This is a genomic window from Aliiroseovarius sp. S253 (assembly GCF_049800855.1).
GTDB lineage: Bacteria > Pseudomonadota > Alphaproteobacteria > Rhodobacterales > Rhodobacteraceae > Aliiroseovarius.
This window is the reverse complement of sequence record NZ_JBNAFW010000001.1, coordinates 2,271,582-2,289,006: the sequence shown is the minus strand read 5'-3', so window position 1 is coordinate 2,289,006 and position 17,425 is coordinate 2,271,582. Positions and strand designations below refer to the sequence as shown.

15 protein-coding genes are annotated in these 17,425 nt (G+C 59.1%); 11 read left to right on the top strand and 4 right to left on the bottom strand.

From position 1 onward, the window contains the following. The first annotated feature begins 91 nt into the window (after positions 1–91). Positions 92–733: a DUF3047 domain-containing protein gene (locus tag ACP15F_RS11100; RefSeq protein ID WP_424940852.1), complete on the top strand. Its 642-nt coding sequence runs from the start codon at positions 92–94 to the stop codon at positions 731–733. A gap of 76 nt (positions 734–809) precedes the next feature. Beyond that, positions 810–1,220, top strand: a complete 411-nt coding sequence (locus ACP15F_RS11095; RefSeq protein WP_424940851.1) for a c-type cytochrome — start codon at positions 810–812, stop codon at positions 1,218–1,220. Between the two features lie 734 nt (positions 1,221–1,954). On the opposite strand, the gene parE is transcribed toward ACP15F_RS11095, so the two are convergent. Then, entirely contained in the window at positions 1,955–3,913 is a 1,959-nt protein-coding gene (parE, locus tag ACP15F_RS11090; protein ID WP_424940850.1) for a DNA topoisomerase IV subunit B, read from the bottom strand. A gap of 137 nt (positions 3,914–4,050) precedes the next feature. Between parE and ACP15F_RS11085 the strand changes: the two genes are divergently transcribed. Beyond that, positions 4,051–5,466, top strand: a complete 1,416-nt coding sequence (locus ACP15F_RS11085) for a pyridoxal phosphate-dependent decarboxylase family protein (protein WP_424940849.1) — start codon at positions 4,051–4,053, stop codon at positions 5,464–5,466. On the opposite strand, the gene truA is transcribed toward ACP15F_RS11085, so the two are convergent. Further along, entirely contained in the window at positions 5,439–6,209 is a 771-nt protein-coding gene (gene truA, locus ACP15F_RS11080) for a tRNA pseudouridine(38-40) synthase TruA (protein ID WP_424940848.1), read from the bottom strand. The genes ACP15F_RS11085 and truA overlap by 28 nt on opposite strands. Before the next feature lie 193 nt (positions 6,210–6,402). Here truA and ACP15F_RS11075 point away from each other — a divergent pair, with 193 nt between their 5' ends. From ACP15F_RS11075 to ACP15F_RS11065, 3 genes are read left to right on the top strand one after another with little or no spacing between them, the layout of a single operon-like run. Further along, positions 6,403–7,818: a YcjX family protein gene (locus ACP15F_RS11075; RefSeq protein WP_424940847.1), complete on the top strand. Its 1,416-nt coding sequence runs from the start codon at positions 6,403–6,405 to the stop codon at positions 7,816–7,818. Continuing rightward, the gene (locus ACP15F_RS11070; protein WP_424940846.1) at positions 7,815–8,249 is read left to right on the top strand and encodes an N-acetyltransferase family protein; all 435 of its coding nucleotides are present in this window, start codon (positions 7,815–7,817) and stop codon (positions 8,247–8,249) included. Before ACP15F_RS11075 ends, ACP15F_RS11070 begins: the two co-directional genes overlap by 4 nt. Continuing rightward, positions 8,234–9,253 (top strand): YcjF family protein, encoded by a 1,020-nt coding sequence (locus ACP15F_RS11065; protein WP_424940845.1) that lies wholly within the window; start codon positions 8,234–8,236, stop codon positions 9,251–9,253. The genes ACP15F_RS11070 and ACP15F_RS11065 overlap by 16 nt, the downstream gene beginning before the upstream one ends. Here ACP15F_RS11065 and ACP15F_RS11060 read toward each other — a convergent pair. Together ACP15F_RS11060 and ACP15F_RS11055 are read right to left on the bottom strand one after the other, a co-directional pair. Further along, positions 9,201–10,406: an FAD-dependent oxidoreductase gene (locus ACP15F_RS11060; protein WP_424940844.1), complete on the bottom strand. Its 1,206-nt coding sequence runs from the start codon at positions 10,404–10,406 to the stop codon at positions 9,201–9,203. The genes ACP15F_RS11065 and ACP15F_RS11060 overlap by 53 nt on opposite strands. 95 nt (positions 10,407–10,501) lie before the next feature. Further along, positions 10,502–10,930: a group III truncated hemoglobin gene (locus ACP15F_RS11055; protein ID WP_424940843.1), complete on the bottom strand. Its 429-nt coding sequence runs from the start codon at positions 10,928–10,930 to the stop codon at positions 10,502–10,504. A 269-nt stretch (positions 10,931–11,199) separates the two neighbouring features. Here ACP15F_RS11055 and ileS point away from each other — a divergent pair, with 269 nt between their 5' ends. From ileS to ACP15F_RS11030, 5 genes are all read left to right on the top strand, one after another. Then, positions 11,200–14,103 (top strand): isoleucine--tRNA ligase, encoded by a 2,904-nt coding sequence (ileS, locus tag ACP15F_RS11050; RefSeq protein WP_424940842.1) that lies wholly within the window; start codon positions 11,200–11,202, stop codon positions 14,101–14,103. Positions 14,104–14,175: 72 nt separating this feature from the next. After that, on the top strand, positions 14,176–14,634 hold the full coding sequence (locus ACP15F_RS11045; RefSeq protein WP_424940972.1) for a methylated-DNA--[protein]-cysteine S-methyltransferase: 459 nt from the start codon (positions 14,176–14,178) through the stop codon (positions 14,632–14,634). A gap of 65 nt (positions 14,635–14,699) precedes the next feature. After that, positions 14,700–15,626 (top strand): ABC transporter ATP-binding protein, encoded by a 927-nt coding sequence (locus tag ACP15F_RS11040; RefSeq protein WP_424940841.1) that lies wholly within the window; start codon positions 14,700–14,702, stop codon positions 15,624–15,626. Beyond that, positions 15,623–16,384, top strand: a complete 762-nt coding sequence (locus ACP15F_RS11035) for an ABC transporter permease (RefSeq protein ID WP_424940840.1) — start codon at positions 15,623–15,625, stop codon at positions 16,382–16,384. The genes ACP15F_RS11040 and ACP15F_RS11035 overlap by 4 nt, the downstream gene beginning before the upstream one ends. 80 nt (positions 16,385–16,464) lie before the next feature. After that, entirely contained in the window at positions 16,465–17,262 is a 798-nt protein-coding gene (locus tag ACP15F_RS11030; RefSeq protein ID WP_424940971.1) for a S49 family peptidase, read from the top strand. The last annotated feature ends 163 nt before the right edge of the window (positions 17,263–17,425 follow it).

Here is a 17,425-nt window from a genome sequence, read left to right as displayed (position 1 = left end):
CGCAACCCCTGACAATCGCGTGAGGCCCGATTGCGCGTCTGCGCGGGATCGGCAATCTGTCAGGCACAGTGTTTTCCTGCCGGAGCCTCCGATGCGTATCCTGACCTCGATCCTTGCCCTAACATTGACGGCCAGCATGGCCACCGCGGGTCCCGTGAACTTCAATTCGTGGCGCACGCATTGGTTTGCCATCTTCTCGAAAGTTACGTTCGCGGCCGCTGGCGGGTCGATGGGGGTGACAGCAGATGGCGCGGTGTCGATCACCTATGACCGGCTTGCGCCCAAGGATTGGAGCGCGCGCAAAGCCAGTTGGCGCTGGGCTGTGGACAGCTCGGTCCCTGCTACGGATCTGCGCCAGAAGGGCGGGGATGACCGCAATCTTGCGCTCTATTTCGCGTTCCTGCCGAAGGCAGAGGCGGAAGGGCTGCAAGGCACCCGCAACCTTCGCAAGCTTCTGAACCACCCTGAGGGCCGCGTGCTGGTCTATGTCTGGGGTGGCAACCATAACCGAGGGGCCGTTCTGGGCTCGCCCTATCTGGGCTCGCGGGGCAAGACCATCGTGCTGCGCCCGTCAGGCACTGGGTCGCATTCCGAGAGCGTCGATCTGGCAGCAGATTACCGTCGCGCGTTCGGGTCAGAGCCTGATGCATTGGTCGCATTGGCCTTATCAGCAGACAGCGACGACACGGATGTGGTCATGCAGGGGAAAGTCAGCAATTTCAGCTTAAAGTGACCTAGGGTTGCACATGTGCGCAGGCGTGATAGAATCACGCCAAAGCAAGCCCTTAGAAAGGCAAACAGGTTCCCCAATGCGCCGCGCAGCACCTCTTCTTCTGATCCTTCTCGCTGCTTGTCAGCCGGAAGACATCTTCCAGACTCAGGCCAAACCCGAGGTTCAGGACCTGTCCGAACTGACCGGGGCCGAGATCTATGCCGAAAACTGCGCGTCCTGCCATGGTGATGACGCCAAGGGCGGCATCTATCCCAGCGCGCCGGACTTGACCAAACTGACCGCCAAACACGGCGGCAGTTTCCCGACCCGCCACGTCATGTCGACCATCGACGGATACGCCAAAGGCACCCAACGCGCCCCCATGCCGGAATTCGGCGCGCTGCTGGAAAGCGAGATGGAGGTCTGGGTGGACGAAAAAGGCGTGATGACCCCGACACCCGCTGCGCTGGTAAGGCTGGCGGAGTATTTGGAGTCTGTGCAGGACTGATCTTCCGCCCGGTCGATAGACCGGGCAGCGCCCGTCCGCAGGAAATGTGAAACAGAGGGCCACGCCCGACCCTGGGTGGGCGTCGTAGGCATCTCAGTTTCTTATGCCTTCACCACATCCGCAGCATTTCGTTCGGCGATCCGTCGCAATACGCCCTCCCGGGGGGAGGGTCGGGCGTGGCCCGTGCGGTGCACGGGCCGTCTAAAGAGGGCAGTTTGAACGACGACTTAAGTTCAGGCGCTGCCCATTTCTCTGCTTCGAAGTGACCTTAGATACTACTGCTCGCTTTTGGGAACTGCGGTGCAATTGTTCCCCTTAAACGTAACATCTTTGATAAGGCCATTTGCCAAAACGAATGTAGTTTCGCAATAGGTTGCGATGTTGCGACCGGGTGTGCCGCCATAAGAATTGGTGTAAGCGGTATTGCCGTAGACCGTGGTTGTGTACGTGGGCTGGGTTCCGGGGACGTACACATTTCCTCGTTGAACGTAGCTGATGTAGTGATTTCCGCCGCTCCTAAAGGATTTGTCGGGCACACCCCATTTCGTAATAAGCTGTTGTTCAGTTCCACCTTTCCACGAGTTCACAAGTTGCTGATAGCCTTCAACTGTTGGAACACATGAGGCAAGGGCAATGAGCGGCGCTGCCAATGCAGTAAGTCTTAGAATCATATCGAAATTCGTCTCACAAGTTTTCGTGAGTAATGGATATGCTACCCTTGAGGGATTTGGAAGTTAAACATCCAACTCCTCCACGAACTTCGCGTTCTCCTGAATATACTGGAAACGAAGTTCGGGTTTTTTGCCCATCAGCTGCTCGACCAAGGCGGCGGTTTCGCCGGGTTCGTCTTCGTCAATTGTCACGCGGATCAGCTTGCGGGTCGCGGGGTCCATGGTGGTTTCTTTCAGGTCTTTTGCGTCCATCTCGCCCAGACCTTTAAAGCGACTGACGTCGATTTTGCCTTTGCCGCCCAAACCTTTTTCCAGCCACTCGTCGCGCTCTGCCTCGTCCAGACAATAGACACGGCGTGCGCCCTGAGTCAGGCGAAACAGGGGCGGGCAGGCCAGATACAGGTGGCCACCGTCGATCAGCGGACGCATCTGGGTGAAGAAGAATGTCATCAGAAGCGAGGCGATATGCGCCCCGTCGACATCCGCATCGGTCATGATGATGATCTTGTCATAGCGCAGGTCATCCAGATTGAACTTGGTGCCGGTGCCGACGCCCAGAGCCTCGCAAAGGTCGCGGATTTCGGCATTGGTGCCGATCTTGTTCGACGCAGCCCCCAGCACGTTCAGAATTTTACCCTTGAGCGGCAACAGCGCCTGATTTTTGCGGTTGCGCGCGCCCTTGCCCGAGCCACCCGCCGAGTCGCCCTCGACGATGAACAGTTCAGTTCCTGCGCGGTCCTTCGAGGTGCAGTCGGTCAGCTTGCCGGGCAAGCGCAGCTTCTTGGTGGCGGTCTTGCGCGCGGTTTCTTTTTCCTGACGACGGCGCAGACGTTCCTCGGCCCGCAGCACAAGGAAATCAAGGATCGCGCCGGCGGATTTCGTGTCCGCGGCCAGCCAGTTGTCAAAGTGATCGCGCACGGATTGTTCGACCATCTTATTGGCGGCTTCGGTCGACAGGCGGTCCTTGGTTTGGCCCACAAAGGCGGGATCCGAGATGAAGCAAGACACCAGCGCACAGCCACCGGTCAGAAGATCGTCGCGGGTGATATTGGCGGCCTTCTTGTTTCCCACAAGCTCGCCATGCGCCTTGATACCCTTAAGGATCGCAGCCCAGAACCCAGTGACGTGCGTGCCGCCTTCGGGCGTGGGCACGGTGTTACAATAGGACTGGATGTAGCCATCGCGCGAGGGCGTCCAGTTGATCGCCCATTCAACGTATCCCGGTTCGCCAAAGCGCTCTTGGAAAGTGACCTTGCCTGCGAAAGGTTGCTCGGCATAGATCGATGCGCTGCCCAGAGTTTCCTTTAGGTAGTCGGACAGACCGCCGGGGAAATGGAAGATGGCTTCGGTCGGAGTTTCGCCGTCGTCGATGGCGGATTTCCAGCGGATTTCCACGCCCGAGAACAGATAGGCTTTCGAGCGCACCAGCGTGAACAATCGCTTGGGCTTGAAGCGGTGTTTGCCGAAAATCTGTTCGTCTGCATGGAAGGTGACTTCGGTTCCGCGGCGGTTGGGGGCTGCGCCGATCTTTTCGACCGGGCCCATCGGGACGCCGCGCGAAAAGCGTTGTTCGAACAGTTCCTTGTTCTTGGCCACTTTCACCACCATCGAATCCGACAGCGCGTTCACGACCGACGAGCCAACGCCGTGCAGACCGCCCGAGGTCTGGTACGCCTTGCCTGAGAACTTGCCGCCCGCGTGAAGCGTACACAAGATCACTTCAAGCGCGGATTTGTCGGGGAACTTAGGGTGCGGATCAATCGGAATGCCGCGCCCGTTATCGGTGACCGACACAGAGTAATCCGCGTTCAGCGTGACCTCAATCCGGTTAGCGAAACCTGCGACGGCTTCGTCCATCGAGTTGTCCAGGATCTCGGCGACCATGTGGTGCAGCGCGCGTTCATCGGTGCCGCCGATATACATGCCGGGACGTTGACGCACGGGCTCCAGCCCTTCCAGCACCTCGATCGAGGAGGCGTCATAGTCGTCGGGGCCTTGGCCGGCCAGAAGGTCGTTGCTCATGTATTCGGTCGCCTTGAACGCTGCTCGGAATTCTTTTTGTCGGGGCATTATGTCAGAGCTGCCCGGAAGGGGGAAGAGCACGCTTTCCATTCGGATGGATTTGGATAGGCTGAAGGCGTTTGGAAAAGGACCGCGCCATGACCACACCCCCTCTGGACCCCACCGATTGGGAGGCGTTGAGACAAGATCTGCACCGTTTGCTGGATCGCTGCGTGGACCAAATGCGCGATGCCGAGGACCACCCGTGGCAAGCCCCGCCGGCTGATCTGGCTGATCATTATTCCATTGGGGCAGGGGGTGATGTCGTGGCGCGTGTGGCGGATCAAGTATTGCCCTATCACGGCGGCAACACGCATCCCAAGTTTTGGGGCTGGGTACAGGGCAGTGGGCTGGCCTCGGATTTCGTGGCGGGGATTGCGGCGGCTGCGATGAACACCAATGGCGGCGGACGAAATCACGGCATCAACGAAATGGAGCGCGCGGTCATCGACTGGACCCGCCGCAAAATGGGCTTTGGTGAAGGCGCGAGCGGTGTTCTGGTGGCGGGTACGTCGCAAGCCACTGTGATCGCCCTTCAAGCGGCACGGGTGCGGTGTTGTCCGGATGTGCGGGCAGACGGGGGTGATAGGGAGCTGACTGTCTATGCCGCCGAAGGGGTCCACAATGCGACCCGCAAAGCAGTTGAGTTGCTTGGGCTAGGGCATGATCAGCTTCGTTTGGTGCGCGCAGATAGCGGAGCGATGGATCTAAAGGCACTGCAACAGGCGATTGCAGCTGACCGGGCACAGGGGCTGACACCGATGGCCATCGTTGGGACCGCCGGATCAGTCGATCTGGGGTGCTATGATGATCTAAATGCACTGGCGGATCTGGCCGTATCCGAGGGGATTTGGCTGCATGTGGACGGCGCGTTTGGGGCATGGACCCGGTTGGCCGACGAGCCGTGGCGCGCGTTGACTGACGGGATTGAACGGGCAGACAGCATTGCCTTGGACTTTCACAAATGGATGTATGTTGGATACGACTGCGGGCTGGCGCTGATCGCGAACGAAACCGCCCACCGCGCCGCCTTTGCAGCGCGCCCCTCCTATCTGCAAGGCGCAGCAGAAGGCCTCGCTGGCGGAGACCCGTGGTTCTGCGACTATGGCATCGATCTTTCGCGCGGCAACCGCGCGCTGAAGGTCTGGTGTGCGTTGGAAATGTTCGGGGAAGAGGCGTTCTCGGCCGCGATTACTCGCAACTGTGTCCAAGCGTGTTACATGGCGGATCAGGTGCAGGCCCACGGCATGAAGCTGGCCGCACCAGTCGTGTCAAATATCTGCCTCTTTACTGCTGCACCGGACTTGCCCGCTGATCAGCAATCCGTCCTTAACGCAAAGATCGCAACGCATTTGCAGCTTCACAACGCCACGGTGTTCTCGACGACGGATGTGAACGGCGTTACATGCCTGCGTGCCGCCATCACCAATCATCGCACCCGTGATCACCATATATCAGAGGCCATCACGGACGTTGCCAATGTGGCTCAGTTGTTAAAGGGATCGTCGGGATAGCCGACGCCAGCCAAGTAAAGCCCTTGGGGCGGGCTGACCGGACCGCATGCCGAACGGTCACGCGCGCCCAACGCTTTTGTCACATCGTCCGGTGACCACGACCCAGCTCCGACCTGTTCCAAAGTGCCGATAAAACTGCGTACTTGATTGTGCAAAAACGATCTTGCCCGCACATGAAAACGAAACTCTGTTCCATTGGGCAATTCAATCTCTTCCACACGCAGCTCATCAAGCGATTTCACGGGGCTTTCGGCTTGGCATATGGTGGACCGGAAGGTGGTGAAGTCGTGCCGACCGAGCAACCTGTCTGCACCAGCTTGCATTGCACCCGCATCCAGCTTGCGCTTCACATGCCACGCCAACCCGCGTTCGTGGGTCAACGGTGCGCGGCGCGAAATCAGCCGAAACAAATACCGCCGTTCGCGCGCAGAGAAACGGGCGTGGAAATCGTCCCCGGCTTTGACGCACTGGTTGATGGCAATACGATGATTGCGCAGATGATAATTTAGTGCTTCGGACAGGCGAAAGGGTTGCCAGTCCTGCGTCAGATCGACATGCGCAACTTGCGCCAGACCATGCACGCCTGCATCGGTGCGCCCGGCGGCGATGATCATGTGCTCGCCTGGCTCTAGCTTCGCCAAAGCATCCTCAATCGCGCCCTGAATGGACGGGTGTTCCTTCTGGCGCTGCCATCCGACAAAGCCAGCTCCGTGGTATTCAACTTTTAACGCAAATCTAGGCATGCCCCCGCATAGCGTGCTGCTCTTGTACAGACAAGCTGCTGCTGCTCTCATTTTCTTACCAGAAGTATCCTGGGGTGAGGCCGCAGGCCGAGGGGCAACGCCCCTTGCCACGGGGATAATCTGCCCAAACCTCCCCTCTGGTGAAACGCGTTCTGTGAACCTATCTTTAAGGCGAGCAGTGAAGGAGACAGCCGTGGGGCTTGGCGATATTGCAGACAGTGTCACCCGCCAGATCGAGGCGATAGGAGACGCCACAAGCGAGGCGTTATTCGAGCCGGTGATCCGGTTGGGCGTGACGGGCTTGTCGCGGGCGGGCAAGACCGTCTTTATTACCTCTCTGGTGGCGAACCTGATGGACCGCGCACGGATGCCGGGTCTGGTTGCTGCCTCGGAAGGGCGCATTCAAAGCGCATTCTTGCAGCCTCAACCAGATGATACCGTGCCGCGATTTGACTATGAAACGCATCTGTCTGCCATGACCGGCCCCGCGCCGCATTGGCCCGACAGCACCCGCGCCATATCCGAGCTTCGCCTGTCGTTTCGTGTCCAGCCTTCGGGCCTTTTGGGTGGGCTTCGCTCGCCACGAACGGTTCATCTGGATATCGTGGACTACCCCGGCGAATGGCTTTTGGATCTGGCGCTTCTGGATCTCAGCTATTCCGACTGGGCCGCGCAGGTGTTGGAGCGTATCGACGCGCGCGATCAAGCGCAGGACTTTCTGGCAAAAGCACGCGCCGCGGACCCGACCGAGAAGCTGGACGAAGTGCAGGCCAAGGATCTAGCCGCCTCTTTCGCCGACTATCTGAAAGCCGCGCGCGAGGATGGCTATAGCGATTGCACTCCCGGACGCTTCCTTCTGCCGGGCGACCTTGAAGGCAGCCCTGCGCTGACATTCGCCCCCCTGCCAAAACCCGACACCAAGCCCCGCCGCAGCTTGTGGCGCGAGATGGAGCGCCGGTTCGAGGCTTATAAATCCCGCGTGGTGAAGCCGTTCTTTCGCGATCACTTCTCGCGCATCGATCGGCAGGTGGTGCTGGTGGACGTGCTGGGCGCGATCCATTCCGGCCCTGCCGCGCTGGAAGATCTGCGCCGCGCGATGGCCGAAATCTTGACAGCATTTCGCCCCGGCACGAACGGGTTCCTCAGCTCGATTTTTCTGGGTCGTCGGATTGAGCGGATCTTGTTTGCCGCGACCAAGGCGGATCACTTGCACCATACGCAGCACCCACGTCTGACAGCCATCACCGAAGCGCTATTGCGTGACGCCCGAGATCGTGCAGATTTCGCTGGGGCCAAGACGGCGGCAATGTCTCTGGCAGCGTTGCGCACGACGACCGAAGAGCGGTTGGATCATGATGGGCAGAGCCTTGACTGCGTGCGCGGGCAGCTTTTGGACAGCGGCAAGACGGCGGCGTTTTATCCCGGCGACCTTCCCGAAGACCCCGCGCAACTTTTGAAACCCGCACGTAGTGGGGATACGAAATGGCTCGACGCCGATTACCAGATCATGCGCTTCGCCCCGGCGGCGATTTCGTTGAAACCCGGTGAAGGCCCGCCGCATATCCGACTGGACAAGGCCGCCGAGTTCTTGCTGGGGGATCGGTTGTGATCATTGCCCCGGCCACCTCATCCGACGTGCCCGCCATGGCCAATATCCTGACGGGCTGGAACGCATCGACCGAATGGATGCCCCGTGTACATTCGCGCGCCAGCGAAAGAGAGTTCGCGCAGATGCTGGTGGGCAATGGCTGGACCTTGGTCGCACGAGATGAAACCCGCCTTTTGGGATTTCTGTCGCGCGACAAGCGTAAGGTCCATGCGCTTTATGTCTCGCCCCATGCACGCGGGCGTGGCGTCGGCAAGGCTCTTTTGGATCATGCGAAACAGGTCAGTGACAGCCTGTCGCTCTACACGTTTCAAGACAATGATAGGGCGCAGCGGTTTTACTTGCGCGAAGGGTTTTCCGAGATCTTCCGCACCGATGGCGCAGGCAATGACGAAGGTCTGCCCGACATCTGTTATGAATGGAGGCGCGCGTGACAAGCGACCGCAAACAAGGCCCCGTGCTGATCGAGCTTGAGGATGGCCCGACAACTTCGCCTGCCGAGGCGCCACCCGTGCCTGATGTGACCGGCCCGGATCCGTCTGGTGCGGCGATGCAAGGCGTGATCGCCATCACCGCTCGCAAGCCGTCGCGTCTGATGCGCTGGTTCTGGTCGCTGCTTCTATCGATCCTTGGCTTCGTGCTGTCAGTCGCGGCTTATGATTTCGTCACCGGGCTGATCACACGCAATCCCTATCTGGGCTATGCGGCTTTGGGCCTGACCGGAGCTTTCCTTCTGGTGCTTCTTATTATCGCGCTGCGCGAATGGATTGCCTTTGCGCGGATGCGCCGGGTGGATGCGCTGCATCATGCGGCCGAGCAGGCCCGCACCCATGACGATCTGAACGAGGCGCGCGACGTGATGACCCGCCTGAAACGCCTCTATCAAGGGCGCGATGACATGCGCTGGGCGCTGGAACGGTTCCGCGAACGCGAAGGCGAGGTCTTTGACACCGACACCCTGTTCACCCTAGCCGAGGTCGAGCTGATGGCTCCTCTGGACCAAGCCGCCCTGAAAGAGGTCGAAGCCGCCGCCCGCCAAGTCGCCACCGTCACCGCAATCGTGCCTTTGGCGTTGGCCGACGTCGCCACCGCCCTGACTGCCAACATCCGCATGATCCGCCGCGTGGCCGAGATCTATGGCGGGCGTTCGGGCACCTTGGGCAGTTGGCGTTTGACCCGCGCAGTGATGACGCATCTTGTTGCCACCGGCGCAGTTGCGGTCGGCGATGACATGATCGGATCTTTGGCTGGTGGCGGGATGTTGTCCAAACTCTCGCGCCGCTTTGGCGAGGGCGTGGTGAACGGCGCCCTGACCGCCCGCGTTGGTGTTGCAGCACTTGAGGTTTGCCGCCCGCTTCCCTTTGGCGAGGGCAAACGCCCAAGCGTTACCGGGATCGTAAAGCGCGCGTTGACGGGGTTGTTTGGGGCAAAGACCTGATAGGCGCCGTCATGTTGCCGCAGACCAGTGATGTCAGAAGTTTCGGCACCGGCGGGATTTGTGACAGGGGAAATAGTGCGCGGTCTCGCAGGAACGGCAGGATACGGCTGTTGGATTGATACATCGGCGTAAATGCCCAGCTCATCAATTGATAGATCGCCACATGCAGGCGCCGGGCTTTCGCATAGGCAGCCGGCCCCTTGTCAGAGCCAAACTCAACCAGCGCCCACGACAGCGCTGCCGCATCCAGCAGCGCCATATTCGCCCCTTGTCCCAGCTGAGGGCTGGCGCGATGTGCGGCGTCTCCGATGAAGGCGATGCCTTCACGATACGGGCGGCGCAGCGTGCCGTGGCTGTAGCGGGCCATGGTGAATTGGTCTGGGTCACCGATCTGGGCGACAAAAGGCTCGATCTCGGGCCAAAGAGCCAGCGCCTCGGACCGCCATTTGACCAAGCCCTCTTGGCGCCAAGTCTCATAGCTGTCTGCAGGAAGTGACCAAAAGAATGCGGCCGAGGCTTTGTGCTCGTTCGGCATGACGCCGGTATGCATGACGCCAACCATTTTATGTGCACCGTCATAGCGTTGGCTGAGTTGCGTCTTGTCGAGACCCACCCCCTCATCCCAATCGAGCTTCGCCCAAAGTGCGCCATAGGACAGGTGTTTGCTGTTCAACGGAGACAGCTTTGACCGCGCACCGCTGGCATCGACCAACAGATCGAACCGGTCGGAATGGGTTCTGTCCTCGAACACGAAGTGCTTATCGGCATATCCGGTAATTGCATGAGAGGTATGGATCGGAATGGCCCGCTGTCGGGCGCCCCGATAGAGCGCGTCAAATATGCTGGCGCGTTGGATGGACAGACCATAGCTGGCTCCGGTTTGCTTCGGATCATAGGAAACGTCCAGAACGCGGCGGCCGCTTCGCACCTGTTTGCCGAGCATTCGGGTGATTTTGTTGCCGTGTGAAAGCACATTTTCAAGACAGCCCATCTGCGCCAAGATGTCTTGTCCAACGGGCTGGATTACCAACCCGGACCCTACGGGTTTGGGTGCGTCGAACCGTTCAAAAATCTCGGGGTGGAGGCCTGCATCGCGCAGCAAGATCGCCAGACTAAGTCCTCCGATCCCGGCACCTGCAATCCCAATACGCATATCTAATTTCCAGTAACCTAAAATGTCCTGAGAGTTTGGTAGGGGGCGTGAGTGCGCGTGTCAAACATGGGTGGATCGCTCTTGTTTGCAGAGCCTTACCCCAAACTCGGCACCACACTCGCTGGCCGCGTCATATCCTCGACCCCCATGCGCAACCCGCGCCCGATCCGATGTACCAACGCGATCCACGAGCGGGCAGTGTCGGCGGGCAGGGTGTCTGTCGCGACCTCCTCAAACAGAGCAATCCACGGGTCGAAATGCTCGGGCCGCACGTTGCCTGCTTGCATGTGGGCACGCATCGGGCTGCCGTCATAGCCGGGTTCGCGCAGGATTGCGCCGCGCCAGAAACGGGTGATCAGGGCGATATGTGTGTCCCATTCCGCGTCCGTCGTCCCGACATGCCCGTTGAAGATCGGTCCAAGCTGGGGGTGAACTCGAATGCGCGCATAAAACCGCGCCAGAACCGCGTCGATCTGGTCGGGCGAGATATCGAAAAGTTGCAGCGGGTTGGGTGTGTGGGACATGGAAACCTCTTTCCCGAGTAAATTAGTCGGTTCAAGCTGCAGAGCCAAGCCCGCGCGCGTGGACAATTCAGCGCAGCCTGCCCAGCCTTCATGGCTTTACGCCACGCCCCCACGCGCCTATAACGCGCCCATGATGCACGCCAAAGCGATCATTATTCGAATTATATGCCCGGCGCTCTGATCCAGACGAGCCGCCGGGACAAGGCGCATGGAACGACGCGCCGCCCTTTCTTCGACATTGACGACTTATCCTGAAAAGGACCGGACACATGTGTGCCGATACACCCGAATATAAAGATACGCTGACCCTTCCCGTAACCGATTTCCCGATGCGCGCTGGCCTTCCCAAGCGCGAGCCCGAATGGCTGGCCCGGTGGGAAAAAATCGGCGTCTATGACCGCCTGCGTGAGACCGCTGGTGATCGCGAGCCGTTCATCCTGCATGACGGCCCCCCCTATGCGAACGGGCACCTGCATATCGGTCACGCGCTGAACAAGACCATCAAGGACATGATCGTGCGCTCGCACCAGATGATGGGCCATGATGCACGCTATGTTCCAGGCTGGGATTGCCACGGTCTGCCCATCGAATGGAAGATCGAGGAACAGTACCGCAAGAAGGGCAAGAACAAGGACGACGTGGACGTGGTCGACTTCCGTCAGGAATGCCGCAAGTTCGCCGAGGGTTGGATCGACATCCAGCGTGACGAATTCAAACGTCTGGGCATCACCGGCAAGTGGGAAAACCCGTATCTGACGATGGATTTCCACGCCGAACGCGTGATCGCCGAGGAATTCATGAAGTTCCTGATGAACGGCACGCTGTATCAGGGATCGAAGCCCGTGATGTGGTCGCCGGTTGAGAAAACCGCGCTGGCCGAGGCCGAGATCGAGTATCACGACCACAAGTCGCACACCATCTGGGTGCCGTTCAGCTTCGCGAATGCCGAAGGTGATCTGGCCGAGGCGCGTGTTGTGATTTGGACGACGACTCCTTGGACGATCCCGTCGAACAAGGCTGTCGCGTATAACGACAAGATTGCCTATGGCCTCTACCGTGTTGATGCGACCGAGGAAGAAAGCTGGACCGCTGCCGGTCAGCTTTACATCTTCGCCGACGCTCTGGCCGAGGACGCGCTGGGCAAATCCCGCGTGACCGAGTTTACCCGCGTGCGGGACGTGGCCGCGGACGAGATGGCCGGGCTGATCTGTAAGCACCCGTTCAACGGTGCCGACGGAGCGGACGGGTTCTGGGACTATGACGTTCCAATGATCGACGGCGATCACGTGACGGATGATGCGGGCACGGGTTTCGTGCACACCGCGCCCAGCCACGGTGCCGACGACTATGAAGCCTTTGTTGCGCGCAATTGGATCGACCGGATGACCCACAACGTGGGCGAGGAATCGGAGTTCCTGCCGCACGTGCCGTTCTTCGCGGGCCTTCAGGTCTTTGACCGCAAGGGCAAGGAAGGTAAAGCCAACAACGCCGTGATCGCCAAGCTGGTCGAGGCCGGCGGCATCATCGCGCGTGGCCGCGTGACGCACTCCTATCCGCACTCATGGCGCTCGAAAGCGCCGATTGTGTTCCGCAACACGCCGCAGTGGTTCGCTTCGGTGGATCGTGAAGTGGGCGATGGGCAGGACGAGATGGGCAAGACCATCCGTGAACGTGCGCTGAACTCGATCGACCAACTGGTGCAGTGGTGGCCGCAGACCGGTCGTAACCGCCTCTATTCGATGATCGAGGCGCGCCCGGATTGGGTGCTGTCGCGTCAACGGGCTTGGGGTGTTCCGCTGACCTGCTTTACCAAGAAAGGTCTTCTGCCGACCGACGAAGGCTTCCTTCTGCGCGATCCCGCCGTGAATGCTCGCATCGCTGAAGCGTTCGAGGCTGAAGGCGCGGATGCGTGGTATGCTGACGGTGCAAAAGAGCGTTTCTTGGGCAACGAGCACAATGCCGATGAATGGGAGCAAGTCTTCGACGTGCTCGACGTGTGGTTTGATAGCGGGTCCACCCACTCGTTCGTGCTGCGTGATCGCGAAGACGGTACGCCGGACGGTATTGCGGACGTCTATATGGAGGGCACCGACCAGCACCGCGGGTGGTTCCATTCGTCGCTTCTGCAAGCCTGTGGCACCAAGGGTCGCGCGCCTTACAAGAACGTCGTAACTCACGGCTTTACGCTGGACGAAAAGGGCATGAAAATGTCCAAGTCCTTGGGCAACACCATCGTGCCCGAGACAGTCGTAAAGCAATATGGCGCAGACATTCTGCGTCTCTGGGTGGCTCAGTCAGACTACACCGCTGATCAGCGGATCGGGCCGGAAATCCTGAAAGGTGTGGCTGACAGCTATCGCCGCCTGCGCAACACGATGCGCTTCATGCTGGGCAACCTGCATGAATTTGACGAGGCCGAGCGTGTGGACGTGGCAGACATGCCCGAGCTGGAGCGCTGGGTGCTGCATCGTCTGGCCGAACTGGATCACGTCGTCCGCGACGGCTATCGCAAGTTCGACTTCCAAGGCGTGTTCTCGGCTGTGTTCAACTTCGCGACCGTGGACCTGTCGAGCTTCTATTTCGACATCCGCAAAGATGCGCTGTACTGCGATGGGGCCGACAGCCTGAACCGCCGCGCCGCGCGCACGGTTCTGGACATCCTGTTCCACCGTCTGACCACCTGGCTGGCCCCGGTTCTGGTCTTCACCATGGAAGACGTCTGGCTGGAGCGCTTCCCGGGCGACGAAAGCTCGGTCCATCTGGTCGACTTCCCGGACACGCCTGCCGATTGGCTGGACGAGCCGCTGGCCGCCAAATGGGCGGGCATCCGCCAGGTTCGCCGAGTCGTCACCGCCGCGCTGGAAATCCAGCGTCGTGACAAAGTGATCGGGGCGTCTTTGGAAGCCGCACCTGTTGTGCATGTGCGTGACAAGGATGTGCTGGCGACGTTGAAGTCTGTGAACTTCGCGGATGTGTCCATCACAAGCCAAGTGCAGCTGACCAACGACCCGCTGCCCGCCGAGGCCTTCCGCGTGCCGGAAGTCGAAGGTGTGGGTGTGGTGTTCGAAAAAGCCACGGGCGAGAAATGCCAGCGCTGCTGGAAAATCCTGCCGGATGTGGGCAGCCATGATCATGCAGGAACCTGTGGCCGGTGTGATGAAGCGCTGTCCTAACGGGCACGAAACAGCAAGAAACGGAGCGCCCCGGCCATTGTGCCGGGGCGTTTTCTTTTGCACCATGCGGGCATGAATATCGAGGTGGTGGATAGCCCGGTTGGGCGTTTGGGGGTTGTGGAAGACGGCGGCTATATTGTCCGGCTGGTTTGGGATGCTGAACCTGAAGGCGAGCAAACGCCGGTGCTGACTGAAGCGCAATCTCAGCTCACCGCGTATTTCGAAGGTCGACTGACCAAGTTTGACTTGCCGACTTTGGTTCATGGCAGTGATTTTCAGCGCGCGGTTTGTGATGCCATGTCTGCCATTCCCTTCGGTGAAACACTGACATACGGCGACATCGCGAAACTGACGGGCAATTCGGCTCAGGCCGTCGGCAATGCCTGTGGTGCGAACCCCATACCGATCATTATCCCCTGTCATCGGGTGATGGGGGCGGGCGGTAAACTGGTCGGGTTCTCCGGTGCAGGTGGGGTCGAGACGAAAGTTCAGCTGCTGCGCCTTGAAGGTGCCGCAGGTTTGCTTATCTGAAAAGTTCGGCCTGCTGGTCATTGCTGGAAAAACAAGGCAAACAGGCAGCGACACTGGGGGACAACATGGCAACCATCCTGAACGTCAGCGGCGTGACCAAGACCTATGAAGGCGGGCACCAAGCGCTGAAAGGCGTCGATCTTGAGATCGACGAGGGCGAGATCCTTGCCCTTCTCGGTCCGAACGGAGCCGGGAAAACAACACTAATATCAATTATTTGTGGGATTTCGACGCTCACCTCAGGTTCGATCACCGTCGCGGGTTTCGATCACATGAAAGACTTCCGCGAGGCGCGTAACCTGATCGGGTTGGTGCCACAGGAAATCAATCTAGAGCCGTTCGAGACGGTCATGAACTCGGTTCGCTTTTCGCGCGGGCTGTTTGGCAAGCCGCGTGATGATGCGCGGATCGAGGAAATCCTGAAGCTCCTCAGCCTGCACGACAAGAAAGACAACCGGATCATGACGCTGTCGGGCGGGATGAAGCGGCGCGTCCTGATCGCCAAGGCGTTGTGCCATGACCCCAAAATTCTGTTTCTGGATGAACCCACGGCGGGCGTTGACGTCGAGTTGCGCAAAGATATGTGGGAGATCGTTGGCCAGCTGAAAGAGGCTGGTGTGACGGTCATCCTGACCACCCACTATATCGAAGAAGCCGAGGCGATGGCGGATCGGATTGGTGTGATCTCGAACGGGGAAATCCTGTTGATTGAAGAGAAAGACGCGCTGATCAAACGGCTTGGGCAGAAAGAACTTTTGATCGAGTTGGACGCGCCGATTGATGCCCTGCCAGAAGCATTGGCGGACTATCCGCTGACCATCTCGGATGAAGGTGGATTGATCTATTCTTATGACGCGCAGGCGGGCAGTACTGGGATCACAGGATTGCTGGCAGACTTGCGCCAAGCGGGGCTGCATCTGGCTGACCTGTCGACACGCCAAAGCTCGCTTGAAGACATCTTTGTCGACCTTGTGAAGGAGGACGTGGCATGAACTGGAATGCCATTGCGGCCATCTATCGTTTCGAAATGGCGCGCACCTTCCGCACGTTGGTGCAGTCGGTCATCTCGCCCGTGCTGTCGACCTCGCTTTATTTCATCGTGTTCGGCGCGGCCATCGGATCTCGCATCGATCAGGTCGAGGGCGTAAGCTATGGCGCGTTCATCGTGCCGGGCCTGATCATGTTGACCGTGTTGACACAGAGCACGTCGAACGCGTCATTCGGCATCTATTTTCCGAAGTTCATCGGCACGGTTTATGAGTTGCTCTCGGCCCCGATTTCGTTCTTCGAGATTGTGATCGGCTATGTGGGGGCGGCGGCAACAAAGGCGTTCATGATCGGGTTGATCATCCTTGTGACCGCGCATTTCTTCGTCGATTTGACCATCGCGCATCCGGTCTGGATGCTGCTGTTTTTGGTTCTGACCTGTATCAGTTTCGCCCTTCTGGGCTTTATTATCGGGATCTGGGCAGGCAATTTCGAACAACTGCAGCTGGTGCCAATGCTGGTGATCACGCCGCTCGTGTTCCTTGGCGGCTCTTTCTATTCGATCTCGATGCTTCCTCCCGTATGGCAAACGATCACGCTGTTTAACCCCGTTGTCTATCTGATCTCGGGCTTTCGCTGGGCGTTCTTTGGGCAAGCGGATGTAGCGCTGGGGTGGTCCTTTGCAGCGATCATTCTGTTTATGTCGGCCTGTCTGTTCACCATCGGCTGGATCTTCCGTTCGGGGTATAAATTGCGCAGTTGACGCGCAGAGATGCCACAGGTGGGAAAAAGCGTGATCGCGTCACCCTTGTTTGAAGTGAATGAGCCATCTACATGACAGCCATGATCGAACATCTACCTTTTGTGAAGAAGTCACCCACGGTGGCCGTGATACGCTTGTCGGGTGTGATTGCCACTGGAACACGCGGACAGTTGAATGATGCCGCGATGGCCCCGGCCATTGAGCGCGCTTTTCGCAAAGGCAAGCCGTCTGCAGTGGCTTTGGTAATCAACTCGCCCGGCGGAAGCCCGGTTCAATCCAGCTTAATCGCCGCGCGCATTCGCCGTCTGGCCGCCGAGAAAGAAATCCCTGTTTATGGGTTCGTCGAAGATGTGGCTGCCTCGGGCGGCTATTGGTTGGCGACCGCAGCGGACGAGATTTATGCGGATGAAAGCTCGATCCTTGGGTCCATCGGTGTGATTTCGGCCGGGTTCGGCCTGACCGGATTGATGGAGAAGATCGGGGTCGAGCGTCGCGTCCACACGGCAGGCAAATCGAAATCGATGATGGATCCGTTCCAACCTGAAAAGCCTGATGATGTGAAGCGGCTGAAAGCCTTGCAAGAAGACATTCACGCAGCCTTTAAAACGCAGGTCGAATCCCGCCGCGCCGGCAAGTTGCCCGAAGGCGAGGATCTGTTTACCGGTGATATTTGGTTGGGTCGCGCCGCTATCGAAAAAGGGCTGGCCGACGGGATTGGGCATCTAGTGCCGACCATGAAAGACAAATACGGCGACAAGGTACGTTTCCGTGTCTATGGCCCGCGCCGCGGGTTGCTTGGACGGTTCGGGATGCGTCTTGTCTCGGACACTTTGCTGAGCATCGAGGAGCGCGCGGAATACGCCCGTTTTGGTCTTTGAATGGTCATTAAGATTGTAGCCCTATTTTTGGTTGCCATGGCTGTGCTGGCCATGTTTGGCAAGTTGCGCTATCCCGGCCAACAACGTATCGAAGCGATGAAATGCCCCCGTTGCGGGCGCTATAAGCTGGGGAAATCCCCATGTGACTGCAAGGGAAAGGGCT